Origin of the sequence: Streptomyces sp. NPDC058955 (assembly GCF_042741435.1) — a bacterium.
In the GTDB taxonomy this organism is placed as follows: Bacteria; Actinomycetota; Actinomycetes; order Streptomycetales; family Streptomycetaceae; genus Streptomyces.
In genome coordinates, this window is sequence record NZ_JBHYKM010000021.1 from 53,208 (window position 1) to 66,224 (window position 13,017).

Genomic DNA, 13,017 nt, shown 5'->3' on the forward strand with positions numbered 1-13,017 from the left:
CCTCGCTCAGCCCGCCGGCGGCCGCTCCAGAATCGCGGCGACGCCGATGCCGCCGGCCCCGCCGATGGAGACGAGCCCCCGCCGTCCGTCCCGTTCCGCGAGGAGCTTCGCCAGGGTCGCCACGATCCGGGCGCCGGTCGCCGCGAAGGGATGGCCGGTGGCCAGTGAGGATCCGGTCACGTTGAGCCTGTCCCGGTCCACCACCCCAAGTCCCGCTTTCTCCCACGCCGCGAGATGGGCCAGCACCTGCGCCGCGAATGCCTCGTGTATCTCGACGAAGTCGAAGTCGGCCAGGGTCAGTCCGGTCCGGCGCAGCAGCCTGGGCACGGCCTGGGCCGGTGCCATCATCATGCCGTGGAACGGGTCGTCGAGGGAGTGTGGGAAGTCCACGGCCGCGGTCTCGTGGGCGGTGAGGTACGCGAGCGGTGTGAGGCCCTGGTCCCGGGCCCAGCCGTCGGTGGCGAGCAGGACCACGGCCGCGCCGTCCGTGAGGGCGGTGGAGTTCCCGGCTGTCATGGCGGTCTCCGGATGGTCCGTGCCGAAGACCGGTCGCAGCCGGGCGAGCTGGTCAGCGGTGGTGTCCCGCCGCAGGTTCTCGTCCACGGCCACGCCGCGGTGCGGCAGGACGAGGTCCGTCAGGAACCCGATGTCGTAGGCGGTGGCGAGCCGCCGGTGGCTCGCCACCGTGAGTTCGTCCTGCTCCGCGCGGCTGATGCCCCAGGCACGCGCGGACAGCGCCACATGATCGCCCATCGACAGCCCCGTCCGGGTGTCGGGGTGGACGGGGACCGGGACGAGGTCGCGGGGCCGCAGCCGAGCCAGCGTCCGGAGGCGGGCGGGGAGGGTGCGGGCCCGTGCCGCGTCGAGGAGCGTGTGCCGCAGCCGGTCGCCGAGCATCAGAGGGGCGTCGCTGAGGGTGTCGGTTCCTCCGGCGACGGCGCTGTCCGTCGCTCCCGAGGCGATCTGCCCGGCGGCCACGAGCACGGCCCGGATGCCCGTGGCGCAGGCCTGCTGGACGTCATGGGCCGGTGTTCTGGAGTCGAGGAGCGAGTCGAGGACGGCCTCCCGCGCGAGGCTGAAGTCGGAGCTGTGTTTCAGCACGGCGCCCGCGACGACCTCGCCGACACGGGCTCCGTCGTCCAGGCCGAAGCGGCGCGCGAGGCCGTCAAGGGCGGCGGTGAGCAGTTCACGGTTGCCGGCACCGGCGAACGTGCCGTAGGAGCGGGCGAAGGCGGTGCGGGTTCCGCCCAGGACGGCAACGTGCCGGGTGTGTGAGGAGAACATGGCGGGAGCGTCGCGGCCCCCGGGCCCTCCGGGCACGGGGGATGACCCGGGGAGTGCACCTCGGGGCCGCGACGGTGTCCGCAAGGGCACGGCCTACTTGACCGAGCCGGCCATCACCCCTTGGACGAAGTGCTTCTGGAAGGCGAAGAACACCACCAGCGGCACGACGAGGGAGAGGAATGCCCCCGGTGCGAGGATCCCGATGTTGCTGCCGAACTGGCGCATCTGCGACTGGAGGGCCACCGTCAGCGGCTGGGAGCCGCTGTCGGCGAAGAGCAGCGCCACGAGCATGTCGTTCCAGACCCACAGGAACTGGAAGATCGCCAGGCTGGCGATGGCGGGCCGGCCGAGCGGCAGGATCAGCCGAAGGAAGATCCGCCACTCGCTGCCGCCGTCGAGCCGCGCCGCCTCCAGCATCTCCCTGGGGATCTGGGCGAAGTAGTTCCTCAGGAGGAAGACGGCGAACGGCAGCCCGTACGCCACGTGGAAGAGGATCACGCCCGCCACGGTCCCGAACAGGCCGACCGTGCCGAACAGTTTGGCCACCGGCAGCAGTCCCACCTGGACCGGCACCACCAGCAGGCCGACCACGACGAGGAAGACCGCGTCCCGCCCGGGGAAGTCCAGCCAGGCGAAGGCATATCCGGCAAGGGAGGCGACGACGACGACGAGCAGGGTCGTCGGTACGGAGATGAGGACGGTGTTCCAGAACGCCTGGACCAGCCCCGCGTCCTGTAGCAGCGCCGTGTAGTTGTCGAAGGAGAGCTGCGCGGGGTCGAGGAAGGAGGTCCACCAGCCGCTTGACGCGTTGTCCCGCTCGGTGCGGAGCGAGGACAGGAGCAGCCCGGCGAGCGGTGTGATCCAGATCAGCCCGACCAGTGCCAGCAGGACCTGGACCACCGAGTTGCCCAGCCAGCGGGTGGGCCCGGTGCGGCTGTCCATCATCCGCCTCCCTTCTTGAAACGGCGGATGTTGAAGACCATGGCAGGGACGACGAGAAGGAGCAGCAGGACGCTCAGTGCGCTGCCGAGCCCCTGGTCGTTGCCGCCACCGAAGGAGACCAGCCACATACGGGTGGCAAGCACGTTCGCCTCCTCCTGGACCGGTCCGGGCGCGATGATGTAGACGAGGTCGAAGACCTTCATCACGTTGATCACGAGCGTCACGAAGACGACGGTGAGGACGGGGGCGAGCAGCGGCACGGTGATCCTGCGGAAGATCTGCCCTTCGCTCGCGCCGTCGATCCGGGCCGCCTCCAGCGCATCGCGGGGGATCGCGGCGAGACCTGCCCCGATCAGCACCATCGAGAAGCCGGTCCAGACCCAGAGATACGCTCCGATGATCGCGGGAGTGACGAGGGCCGGACCGAGCCAGTTGACTCCCCCGTAGGGGGTCGCGAAGTTCCCGGCGGGAACGCGTACGTGGTACGTGTCGTCCGCGAGGCCCTCGAAGCGGAACGACCCGTCGGCGCGCGTGCTGGTGGTCGCTATGACCGCGTCGCCGCGGACCACCTCGACCGTCATGCCAGGCAGTCCCCGCTCCGCCGGGTCGGCCCGGCCCTGCCTACCGCCGCCGCCCGGGGTGAAGTCCAGGAACGCGGCGCCCGTCAGCGCGCCGCCTGTGTCGCCCTGCGGCTGGGCGGCCGGCTCCGCCTCCGCCGGCACCGCGTCCGGTGCCACGCCGACGAACGGGAGGACCAGGGAGGCGCCGGGCCGCACGGGGCCGCTGGTGTAGCCGGCGCCGGGGCTTCCCACCAGTCCCTGCCCATCCCTGGCCCGTGCCGTCGGATAGGGGGACGGTGCGGCGAAGGAGTCGTGGACGCCGGTGACCACCGCGTTAAGGACGCCCCGGTCCGGGTCCTGTTCGTACGCGAGCCGGAAGACGATTCCGGCGGCGAGGAAGGAGACGGCCATGGGGAGGAACAACACCATCTTGAACGCGGTCGCCCAGCGCACCTTCTCGGTGAGCACGGCGAGCACCAGCCCGAGCCCGGTCAGCAGCGCGGGCGCCACCAGCACCCAGAGGGCGCTGTTCCGCAGGGCTTTGAGGGTGGCGGTGTCCTGGAAGATCTCCGCATAGTTGCCTCCGCCGACGAACCGGTCGCCGCTCGCGTCGAAGAGGCTCCGCACGAAGGAGAACATCACCGGGTAGACGACGAGAGCGCCGAGCAACAGCAGGGTGGGCAGGGCGAAGGAGGCGCCGACGAGCTGCCGTCGGCGCAGGGCGCGGCGCCGCGGGTCGCCCGCGGCGCGCGCTGTCGGATGCTGGGTCATCTCGGGAGCGGCCTCAGTTGCCGTGGGCCTTGGCGGCCGCCGTCTCCAGGGCGGCGGCGGTGGCCTCGGGGTTCGAGGGGTCGCGCAGGAAGTCCTGGAGGATCTTCCACTCGCCCGCGCCCTTCGTGCCGCCGAAGGCGGCCGGTGCCTGGTCGGACATGTCGAAGCGGACCGAGTCGCCAGCGGCGACGAGCGAGGCGGCGGTGGCCCGTGCAGTGTCGTCGGCGTACGCCTCGGGCTTCACGTCCTTGTTGGGGGAGAGGAAACCTCCTGCCCCGGCCCACACCTCGGCCGCCTCCGGGGTGGCGAGGAATTCGAGGAGCTTCATCCCGGCGTCGGCGTTCTTCGCGTCCTTGAGGACGACGGCGGCGTCGCCGCCGCTGACGACCGGGGCCTTGCCGGAGCCGACCGGCGGGAAGGGGAAGAACTTCGCGTCCTCGCCGGGCTTCTTGCCGTACTCGTCCTTGGCGACGCCGCCGACGAAGTCGCCCTCGTAGACCAGGGCGGCCTTGGGCTCGGGGCCGAAGACCTTCTCGACGGAGCCGGGGAAGTCGGTGCGGAGCGCCTCGGCGGCGCCGCCCGCGACCAGCCGCTTGTCCTTGAAGACCTCGGCGAGGGTGGTGAGGGCGGTGACGACGCTGGGGTCGGTCCACTTCAGCTCGTGGCGGGCGAGCCGGTCGTACTTCTCCGGTCCGGCCTGCGACAGGTAGACGTTCTCGAACCAGTCGGTGAGGGTCCAGCCGTCCTCGCCGGCGACGGCGAAGGCCGGGCGGCCGGAGTCGGCGAGCGTCCGGCCGGCCGCGAGGAGTTCCTCCCAGCTCTTCGGCTCGGTGACCCCAGCCTGTTCCAGCGCGTCGGGGGCGTACCAGACGGTCGACTTGTGGGCGGCCTTGAAGTACAGGCCGTAGAAGGTGCCGTCGACCGTGCCGTAGTTCTTCCACACCGGCGCGAGGTTGCCGCCGGCGGTCGTGGCGGCCCGCTCGGAGAGCGGCTTCAGCCAGCCGGCCTTCGCGAACTGCTGGAGGACGCCGACCTGGGGGACGAGGACGACGTCGGGGGCGTTGCCGCCCTCGATCTTGCTGCCGACGAAGGTGGAGACGTTGTCGCCGGAGGGGACGAAGACGGTCTTGGCGCCGGTCTTCGCGCCGAACGCGTCGAGGACCTTCTTGAAGTTCTTCTGCTCGCTGCCGGTCCAGACACCGGCGACCGTGACGGTCGTGCCCTTCAGCTCACCGCCCGTGGCGGCCGTGCCTGCGTCTCCGCAGGCGGTCATCGTGACGGCGAGGGCGAGCAGGGTGGAGCCCACGGCCGTGGCACGGACGGTTCTCGCGCCGGTCTGTCGCATGATGGTCCCTTCATGAGTCGGAAGTGAATGGTCAGGGGGTGCCGTCGGCGAGCCACCAGGCGGCGGTCGAACCCGGCAGCTCGCCGGGCCGGCAGGGCCCGCTGGTCAGCAGCGGAGCGCCGGGGACCGGCGCGGGCACCGGCTCGGTCCCGAAGTTCACGGCGCAGATGAGCCCGTCGCCCCGGTCCATCGCGAGGACGTGCGGCGGAGCCTCCAGCCAGCGCAGCTGCCCCTCGCCCAACTGGGGCAGGCTGCGACGTAGTTGCAAGCCCTCCCGGTACAGGTGCCAGAACGAGCGGGTGTCGGCGAGGGCCCGGTCTGTGGCGTACTCGGCGAACCACTCCGGCTGCGGCAGCCACGTGCGCACCCCGGTGGCGCCTTCGCTGAACCCGAACGGGGACGCCTGCCCGGACCAAGGGAGCGGGACGCGGCAGCCGTCCCGGACCCGTGCCCGGCTGCCCGTCCGGTGGAAGATCGGGTCGGTTAGGACGTCGTCGGGGAGGTCGAGGACCTCCGGCAGGCCCAGCTCCTCGCCCTGGTAGACGTACGCGGCGCCGGGCAGCGAGAGCATGAGCAGCGCCGCCGCGCGCGCCCGCGCGGAGCCGACGTGCTCGCCGCCCGGCCCGCCCGCGTACCGCGTCACCGTGCGGACCTGGTCGTGGTTGTTGAGCACCCACGTCACGGTCGACCCCGTTCCGGCGATGTCCCGCAGGGCCTCGTCGATCACCGAGCGGAAGGCGGCCGCGTCCCAGGGGGCGCTCAGCAGGTCGAAGAAGAACGCCTGGTGCAGCTCGTCCGGGCGTACGTACAAGGCGTGTTCGCGGGCGGTGGGGACGGACACCTCGCCGACGAGCAACCGCTCCACCCCGTCACGGCGCGTGTATTCCTCGCACACCGCCCGCCACTGGCGCCACACATCGTGGACCTCGGGCTGGTTCCAGGCCAGCGGATTGACCGAGTCGCGAGTCCGCTCGTCCGCCCGCGGATCGTCCGAGTCCGGCAGGTCGGGGTGCTTGAACAGCCCGGCGGCGACGTCGATCCGGAACCCGTCCACCCCCCGGTCCAGCCAGAAGCGGAGCACCCGCTCGAAGTAGGCGGAGACCCGGGGGTCGCGCCAGTTGAGATCCGGCTGGTCGGGGGTGAAGAGGTGGAGGTACCAGTCGCCCGGGGTGCCGTCCGGCTCCGTGACCCGGCTCCAGGCGGGGCCGCCGAACATCGCATGCCAGTTGTTCGGGGGCTCCTCCCCGGCGGACCCCCGGCCCGGCGCGAAGTGGAACAGGGAGCGCGCCGGCCCGCCGGGACCCTCCGCGAGGGCCTCCCGGAACCAGGGGTGCGCGCTGGAGCAGTGGTTGGGGACGATGTCGATCAGCAGCTTGAGGCCGAGCCGATGGGCCTGGGCGACGAGCCGGTCGAACTCCTCCAGGTTCCCGTAGACGGGGTCGACATTCTGGTAGTCGGCGACGTCGTACCCGTGGTCGCGCTGCGGCGAGGGGTAGAACGGGCTCAGCCAGACGCCGTCCACGCCGAGCCTCTTCAGATACGGAAGGCCGGCCCGGACGCCGGGCAGGTCGCCGACCCCGTCTCCCGTGCTGTCGAGGAAGCTGCGTACGTAGACCTGGTAGATCACCGCGTCGCGCCACCAAGGCGTGCCCGCGGAGGTGGGTGTGGGACGGCCGGTGCCGTCCGCAAGGGTGTTGAGCATTACGCGTCGACCTGTCTGAAGTGAAGGCGAGCGCCCCTTTCGGGAGCCTCAGATGTACATTCATGTTAAGTAGCAGTGACGAGAAGATGTCAACGTTGCGGCTCAACCATCCCGGCGCAGTGCCCTCTTGGACATGATGGCCGGGAAAAGGGGCACCCTCTCTACCTAACGAGCAAGTAGAGAGGGTGGGTGGGGGAGTGGTGCGGGAGGGTCAGGGGCGGGCAGTGACGGTCGCCAGTTCGCGGCTGAGTCTGCGTACGGCGGTGTCGGGTGTCTCGCGCAGTGCCAGGATGTCCTGGCCCACCGCCTGGACGACCAGACTCACCTGCTCGTACTGCGGGCTCTTGGGCCGGGGCGTCGCCGTCAGCAGGCTCTGCCTGAGCACCGGGAGGTAGGGGTGGGACGCGATGAGGGCCGGGTCCTCGTACAGCGACGCTCGCACGGGTGGCAGGGACCCGAGCGTGAGGACCCGCCGCTGCACCGGCTCGCTCGTCAGGTACGCGATGAACTCGGCGGCCGTCGTGCTGTGCCGCGAGCGGGCCGAGACAGCGAGGCTGGAGCCGCCGAGGACGCTCGTCCCCGGTCCGTGGAGCCCTGGCAGGGGGACGACCCCGAAACGCCCGGCGACCTTCGAACCGGGGCTGCTCGCCTCCCGGTGCACGTACGGCCAGTTCCGCAGGAAGAGCAGCCGGCCCGACTCGAACCTCGCACGCGACTCCTCTTCCGTGTAGTCCAGCGCCTCCCGCGCTATCCAGCCCTCGCGCACCCCGTCGGCGAGCACGCTGAGCCCTGCGCGGGCGGCCTCCGAGTCGACCTCGACCCGTTTCCCCTCGGCGCCGAGGATCGACCCGCCCGCCGACCTGATCGCTTCGGTGACGTTGACGGTCAGCCCCTCGTACGGCAGGAACTGGCCCGCGTACCCGTCGAGACCGTATCGGGGGCCGAGCGTCCGCGCCTGCCGGGCGAGTTCCGCCCAGGTCCGGGGCGGCTTCTCACCCGCCGCCGCCAGGACGTCCGCTCGGTAGTACAACAGCCCCGCGTTGGTGACGTACGGCACCGCGTACAGCCGGCCCTCGAAGGTGGCCGTCCCGACCACCGGTGGCAGGAACGAGTCCAGGGCGAAGCGGTCGGGTTCAAGGGACCGGACCAGCCCACCGGCCGCGAACTCCGCCGTCCAGGCCACGTCGATGTTCAGGACGTCGAACCGGCTGCTTCCGGAACGCAGTTCGCTGAGCATCTGGGCCCGGGCCTCGTCGGCCGAGTCGGGCAGCTCGACCAGCGTCACCGGCTCCGCCGGCCGGTCCCGGTTCCACTCCTCCACCACCGGTCCGAGATAGCCGGTCAGATCCCCGGCCGTGACGAACGTCAGCGGTCCCCGCCCCGCCTCGGCCGCCTCACCGGCCGGCCGCGCGGGGCCCGAGAGACCCGCGAGCACGACCACTGTGGCCAGCAGACCCCTCCGCGCGGCTCGCATCCATCGCATGTTCCCCTCCCGGGACCGATGCCGTCGCGACCGGCACCATCGTGGCACAGGTGCGTCCGGGGGGGATCGGCGATACTGGACGGGCGCACGACACTCCCGCCGACCCCGTCCGGGCCCGCGTCCCGCGCCACGATCCGGAACGAGACAGAAGGGGGAGCGCGTGCGGCAGCAGCTGCTGGCACTCCTCACACGAGGCCCCGCCCACGGCTACGAGCTCAAGCAGGGCCTTGAACAACTCCTCGGCTCCGCCTACCCTCAGCCGAACGTCGGCCAAATCTACGTGACGCTCGGACGGCTGGAGAAGAGCGGACTGATCGAGGGCGAGGACGTCGAACAGACCGGCCGCCCCAACAAACGGATCTACCGGCTCACCGAAGCCGGACGGGAGGCCGCCGCCGCCTGGTTCGAGGAGCCCACCGACGAACCACGGCTCCGCGAGGACTTCTTCATGAAGCTCGCACTGGCCCACCTGGTCGGCCTCGCCGACCCCGTCGCCCTGATCAACCGGCAGCGGCGCCGACACCTGAACACGATGCGCGCCTTGTCCGGCCTCGCCGCGACCGAGGACCGTGACAACAAGATCGCCCAGCTGCTGATCGAAGGGGCCATGCTGCACCTCCAGGCCGACCTCGACTGGCTGGAGCGGTGCCAGGAGGAGCTGGAATGAGCGACAGCACGGACAGGCCACCCTCGGCCGGAACGATCGTGACGGCGGAGGGCCTGACCAAGACCCATCATGGCGACAGCGCTCCTGTCCAAGCCGTGCGCGGGGTCGACCTGACCGTTCAGGCCGGGGAGTTCGTCGCCGTCACCGGCCCCTCCGGCGCCGGCAAGTCCACCCTCCTCCACCTCCTCGGCGGCCTCCAGCGCCCTGACGACGGCCGCCTCTGGCTCGGCGGAGAACGCGTCGACGGACTCTCCGAAGCGCGCTGGGCCCTCCTGCGCAGACGGCGGGTCGGGATCGTCTTCCAGTTCTTCAACCTCGTCACCGACCTCACCGTCGCCGACAACGTCGAACTCTCCGCGCTCCTCGCCGGCGCCACCCCCCGGTCCGCCCGGCGGAAGGCAACCGAACTCCTCGCCGAACTCGGCCTCGCCGACCGCCTCCGCTCCATGCCGGGGGAACTGTCCGGAGGCGAACAGCAGCGCGTGGCCCTCGCCCGCGCCCTCGTCAATGAGCCCGCCCTGTTGCTCGCCGACGAACCGGCCGGCAGCCTCGACGGCAAGGGCACCCGTGACGTCCTGCGCCTGCTTTCCCGCTTCCACCGGCACGGCCAGACCATCCTCATGGTCACCCACGACGCCCGTATGGCCAGCGCCGCCGACCGCGTCGTCAGCTTCTTCGACGGGCGCATAGCCGACGACGCGGCCCTCGGCGGAGAGGCCGCGCACCCTCGGGGAGCCGCCGCCGTGCTCCGGCTGAAGGCATAGAGGGGGAGACGCCGTGCGAGCCACCTGGCGGTGGGCCCTGTCCGACCTGCGCGCACACCGGGCCGAAGCCCTCTTCGCGCTGCTCGCCAGCGCCGGCGTGATCACCTGCCTCCTGCTGTCGGCGGCCCTCCTCAGCTTCGCCGCCAACCCTTGGCAGCGGCTCTTCAGCCAGTCCCGGGGCGCCCACGTCTGGCTGCGGGTCGACATCGGCACCGACCTCACTCCGCTGATCTCCCTGGCCGAGGTCGACGCCGTCTCCGAACCCCTGCCGACGACCGAGACCGCCATGGCGTCGGCCGGCGTCCGCGCCCGCGTCGTCCTGCGGGAAGCACCCGTACAGCCCCCGGACGTGGCCCGCCCCCTGGTCACCGAGGGCCGCTGGGCTCGTCCCGCCCCGCCCGGCGGACCCGGGGAGGTGGTCCTCGAACACACCCTGGCCCGCGCCCTGTGGGCCGATCCCGGCGAGACCGTCACCGTCACCGGCCCGGCCGGCACCCCCCTGACCCTCCGCGTCGTGGGCATCGCCCAGACCGCCGAACCCGGCTACCGGGCCGGCCGGACCGAAGGCATCGCCTGGGCCTCCCCGGCCGCCCTCGGCCGCGCCCCGGACGGCCGCCGGGGACTGATACTCGGAGTCCGCCTCAAGGACCCCGACGACGACACCGAATACGCCGTCCAACGGGCGGTGACCCTGCTCGGCGCCAGCAACATCCATCAGGTCACCACATGGCGGCAAGCCCAGGAGGAGGCTGGCGGCGACCGGCTGCTTGGGCAGGTGTTCGCCGCCTTCGGCACGGCCGCCCTCGTCTCGGCCGCCGTGACCGCCTCCGGCGCGGTGCGCTCCCGGGTCCGCGGACAGCTCAAGGACATCACCGTGCTCAAGGCTGTGGGCTTCACCCCGGGACAGGTGGTACGGGGCTTCCTCATCCAGCACCTGGGCCTGGCCGTGGCCGGTGCGGCCGTCGGCACCGCCGTCACCCTGGTGGCCGGACCCCGCCTGCCCGGCGTCATCGGCGAGGCGGCACGTCTCTGGCCCGAGATGCCCGGCCACGGCGCGATCGTGCTCGGGCTGCCGATGGCGGCCGCCCTGCTCATCGGCCTGGCCACCGGCGTCGCCGCCTGGCAGGCGGGCCAGGTGCCTCCCGTCCCCGCCGCGCGCGCCGTGCTCGCCGCCGCGCCGCTCACCCGCCTGGGCCGCAGCGCTATCGGCCTGCGCCTCTCCCCGGCGCTTGTCCTCGGCTGGCGCTCCGTCTTCTCCCGGCGCGCCCGTACCGCCGCTCCCCTGGCGCGCCTCGCTCTGCCGGTCGCTCTGATGACCGTCGCCCTCACCGCCTGGTCGACGCTCGGTCAGTTCCACGATGACCCCACCCGGGTGGGCCGCGCGGCCGCCCTGACCGTGCGCGCCGAACAACCGGGCGAAGCCCCGCCACCCGCTCCGCTCGCCGGCGTGGAGGCCGTCTACCCCGGCGTGGAGACGGTGGCCCTCGCGCCCGGCCAGACGGGCACCATCGTCCTGCGGGGGCTCGGCGACGGCCGGACGCCGCCGTACCCCCACACCGTGGCCGAAGGCCGCGCTCCGGACGGCCCGGACGAGGCGGTGGCCGGGCAGGGACTGCTCGACCTGCTGGACGTACGGGTGGGCGAGTGGATCCGTGTGACCGTCTCCGGGCGTCCGCTGGTGCTGCACCTCGTCGGACGGAGCATCGAGCCCGGTCACGGCGGCCGGGTCGTCACCACCTCTCTCGACACGGTGCGGGAAGCCGTGCCCGGCCTCCGGCCCGACTTTCACGCGCTGGTCCTGCACCCGGGCGCCGATCCCCGGGCGGTCGCCGACGCCGTCCGTGCGGCGGTCGGCCCCGCCCTGGACGTCCGAGCGACACCGGAGCCCGCCGACGAGATTCCGGGCGGCGTCCTCGTGGCCGTCATCGCCGTGCTCGCGTCCATCGCCCTCGTCGAACTGCACGCCCTCATCGCCACCCGGACGCGCGCCCGCGTGCGGGACCTGCCGGCGCTGCGAGCCGTAGGCCTCACACCGCGTCAGATCGGCGCGGTGATCGTGACAGGGGTGGTGCTGACCGCCGTCGCCGCGGCGGTCGCCGGGGCGGCCCTCGGTGCCGCCGCCGGCTGGTGGCTGGTCGAACGGGAGGCCGCGGCCCTGGGGGTCGGTGCGGGGATCACCCGTCTGCCCTCGCCGGCCGCCCTGGTGGTCCTCGTCGCGTCAGTGACCACCGTGGCGGCCGGGGCCGCCCTCGCCCCCGCCGCGCGGATGGTCCGCCGGCGGCTGCTCGACGCGGCGGGCGGCGCGGTCCTCTGACGGGCTCAGGTCCGGGAGGCTCAAGCTCCCGGACCGTTGTCCTCCTGCGCCGGCCGGGAGTCGAGGAGGCGGGTCTCACGCCACGCCTGTGGGGACATGCCGAAGGCGCTCTTGAAGGCTCGGCTGAAGTGGGAGGGCGATTTGAAGCCCCACCGGCGGGCGATGGTGGAGATCGTGTCCGGGCCGGCGGGCCGCCGGGACAGCTCCCTCCGGCAGGCGTCGAGGCGGTGCGTACGGACCCATTCGCCGAAGCCGACTCCGGAACGGGCCAGGACCGCGTACAGGTAGCGCACCGAGATGTGGTGGGCCCTGGCGACGGACGCGGGGGAGAGAGCGGGGTCGGCGAGGTGGGTTCGCATGTACTCCAGGACGCGGATGCCCAACGTCTCGTGCAGCGGGCCGACGGCGAGTGACGGCCGGTCCGCCTCCGCCGCGATGGCGGCGCGGATGAGTTCCGTACTCGGCGCGATCGCGAACTCCGAGGCCGGTCCGGCGTGCAGGGTCGGGTGGGCGGCCAGCTGCGCGAGATAGAGCGCGGCGAGCCCGGAGACCGTGCCCTCCGCGCCCAGGGTCCGGGCCGTGACCTCCCGGATCGCCGCGTCCGGCAGCGCCAGATCGTCCAGCGGGATGCGGAAGAAGTGCATGTCGACACCCTTGTCGAAGAGGAGGGTGTAAGGCCGCCGGGTGTCGTAGACCGCGATGTCACCGGGTTCCAGGGTCGCCTGGCGCCCGTCCTGGACCACCGAACTCTGGCCGGACACCTGCAGGCTGAGGAACAGCATCGGCTGCCAGTCGGCCGAACGGGCGAGCCGGGGCGTGCGATGCACGGTCGCCGGATTGGCCTGGACCGAACTGATCTGGAGTGAACCCAGATTGGTGATCGCCACATCGGCGAAGATGTCCCCGGCGCGTTCCGGCAGTACCAACTCGACGGGCACGAGCTGATCCCGGATCGTCTGGCGCAGGGCATCGGCCCGGTCCACCAGAGGGAGCGCGGAAGTCCCCCACGTCACCAACATCGTCGAACCTCCTGCTTGGCCACGTCGGCGGAAGCGTAAGTGCGGGACGGCCGGCCAGGACAGACGGTCGGGTGGGATCGCCCCAACCCTGCGGAGTGGGACATGAAGACTGCGCGCAGGGACAAGGCGAGCCCGCGCCGCGCCCTCGCGCCGGACGCGCCCGTCG

The 13,017-nt window shown here is 72.3% G+C and carries 10 protein-coding genes; 3 read left to right on the forward strand and 7 right to left on the reverse strand.

What is annotated here, in order from left to right; all coding sequences use genetic code 11:
• Window positions 1–6 precede the first annotated feature (6 nt).
• The 6 genes from ACFW1I_RS11460 to ACFW1I_RS11485 all read right to left on the reverse strand — a co-directional run bounded on the left by ACFW1I_RS11460 (window position 7) and on the right by ACFW1I_RS11485 (window position 8,087).
• Window positions 7–1,284 (reverse strand): acetyl-CoA C-acetyltransferase, encoded by a 1,278-nt coding sequence (locus ACFW1I_RS11460; RefSeq protein WP_384668893.1) that lies wholly within the window; start codon window positions 1,282–1,284, stop codon window positions 7–9.
• A 93-nt stretch (window positions 1,285–1,377) separates the two neighbouring features.
• Window positions 1,378–2,229: a carbohydrate ABC transporter permease gene (locus tag ACFW1I_RS11465; RefSeq protein WP_384668896.1), complete on the reverse strand. Its 852-nt coding sequence runs from the start codon at window positions 2,227–2,229 to the stop codon at window positions 1,378–1,380.
• Window positions 2,226–3,557 (reverse strand): ABC transporter permease subunit, encoded by a 1,332-nt coding sequence (locus ACFW1I_RS11470; RefSeq protein WP_384668899.1) that lies wholly within the window; start codon window positions 3,555–3,557, stop codon window positions 2,226–2,228. The genes ACFW1I_RS11465 and ACFW1I_RS11470 overlap by 4 nt, the downstream gene beginning before the upstream one ends.
• Before the next feature lie 13 nt (window positions 3,558–3,570).
• On the reverse strand, window positions 3,571–4,902 hold the full coding sequence (locus ACFW1I_RS11475; RefSeq protein WP_384668901.1) for an ABC transporter substrate-binding protein: 1,332 nt from the start codon (window positions 4,900–4,902) through the stop codon (window positions 3,571–3,573).
• 31 nt (window positions 4,903–4,933) lie between these two features.
• Complete coding sequence (locus ACFW1I_RS11480) at window positions 4,934–6,604, reverse strand: glycoside hydrolase family 13 protein (protein ID WP_384668902.1); 1,671 nt, start codon at window positions 6,602–6,604, stop codon at window positions 4,934–4,936.
• A gap of 211 nt (window positions 6,605–6,815) precedes the next feature.
• Window positions 6,816–8,087, reverse strand: a complete 1,272-nt coding sequence (locus ACFW1I_RS11485) for an ABC transporter substrate-binding protein (RefSeq protein WP_384668903.1) — start codon at window positions 8,085–8,087, stop codon at window positions 6,816–6,818.
• A 160-nt stretch (window positions 8,088–8,247) separates the two neighbouring features.
• On the opposite strand from ACFW1I_RS11485, the gene ACFW1I_RS11490 reads away from it, so the two are divergent.
• Genes ACFW1I_RS11490 through ACFW1I_RS11500 form a run of 3 tightly spaced genes read left to right on the forward strand, consistent with a single transcriptional unit; the run spans window position 8,248 to window position 11,832 of the window.
• Entirely contained in the window at window positions 8,248–8,754 is a 507-nt protein-coding gene (locus ACFW1I_RS11490) for a PadR family transcriptional regulator (RefSeq protein WP_384668904.1), read from the forward strand.
• Window positions 8,751–9,518: an ABC transporter ATP-binding protein gene (locus ACFW1I_RS11495; protein WP_384668905.1), complete on the forward strand. Its 768-nt coding sequence runs from the start codon at window positions 8,751–8,753 to the stop codon at window positions 9,516–9,518. Before ACFW1I_RS11490 ends, ACFW1I_RS11495 begins: the two co-directional genes overlap by 4 nt.
• 13 nt (window positions 9,519–9,531) lie before the next feature.
• Window positions 9,532–11,832 (forward strand): ABC transporter permease, encoded by a 2,301-nt coding sequence (locus ACFW1I_RS11500; protein ID WP_384668907.1) that lies wholly within the window; start codon window positions 9,532–9,534, stop codon window positions 11,830–11,832.
• A 20-nt stretch (window positions 11,833–11,852) separates the two neighbouring features.
• Here the strand turns inward: ACFW1I_RS11500 and ACFW1I_RS11505 are convergent, their stop codons facing one another.
• Window positions 11,853–12,815, reverse strand: a complete 963-nt coding sequence (locus tag ACFW1I_RS11505) for a helix-turn-helix domain-containing protein (RefSeq protein ID WP_384668909.1) — start codon at window positions 12,813–12,815, stop codon at window positions 11,853–11,855.
• Window positions 12,816–13,017: the final 202 nt, after the last annotated feature.

Bases quoted from the DNA above. Each gene is read 5' to 3' on its own strand.
- ACFW1I_RS11475 (WP_384668901.1), bottom strand. From the start codon at position 4,902: ATGCGACAGACCGGCGCGAGAACCGTCCGTGCCACGGCCGTGGGCTCC.
- ACFW1I_RS11465 (WP_384668896.1), bottom strand. From the start codon at position 2,229: ATGATGGACAGCCGCACCGGGCCCACCCGCTGGCTGGGCAACTCGGTG.
- ACFW1I_RS11495 (WP_384668905.1), top strand. From the start codon at position 8,751: ATGAGCGACAGCACGGACAGGCCACCCTCGGCCGGAACGATCGTGACG.
- ACFW1I_RS11460 (WP_384668893.1), bottom strand. From the start codon at position 1,284: ATGTTCTCCTCACACACCCGGCACGTTGCCGTCCTGGGCGGAACCCGC.
- ACFW1I_RS11485 (WP_384668903.1), bottom strand. From the start codon at position 8,087: ATGCGATGGATGCGAGCCGCGCGGAGGGGTCTGCTGGCCACAGTGGTC.
- ACFW1I_RS11480 (WP_384668902.1), bottom strand. From the start codon at position 6,604: ATGCTCAACACCCTTGCGGACGGCACCGGCCGTCCCACACCCACCTCC.
- ACFW1I_RS11470 (WP_384668899.1), bottom strand. From the start codon at position 3,557: ATGACCCAGCATCCGACAGCGCGCGCCGCGGGCGACCCGCGGCGCCGC.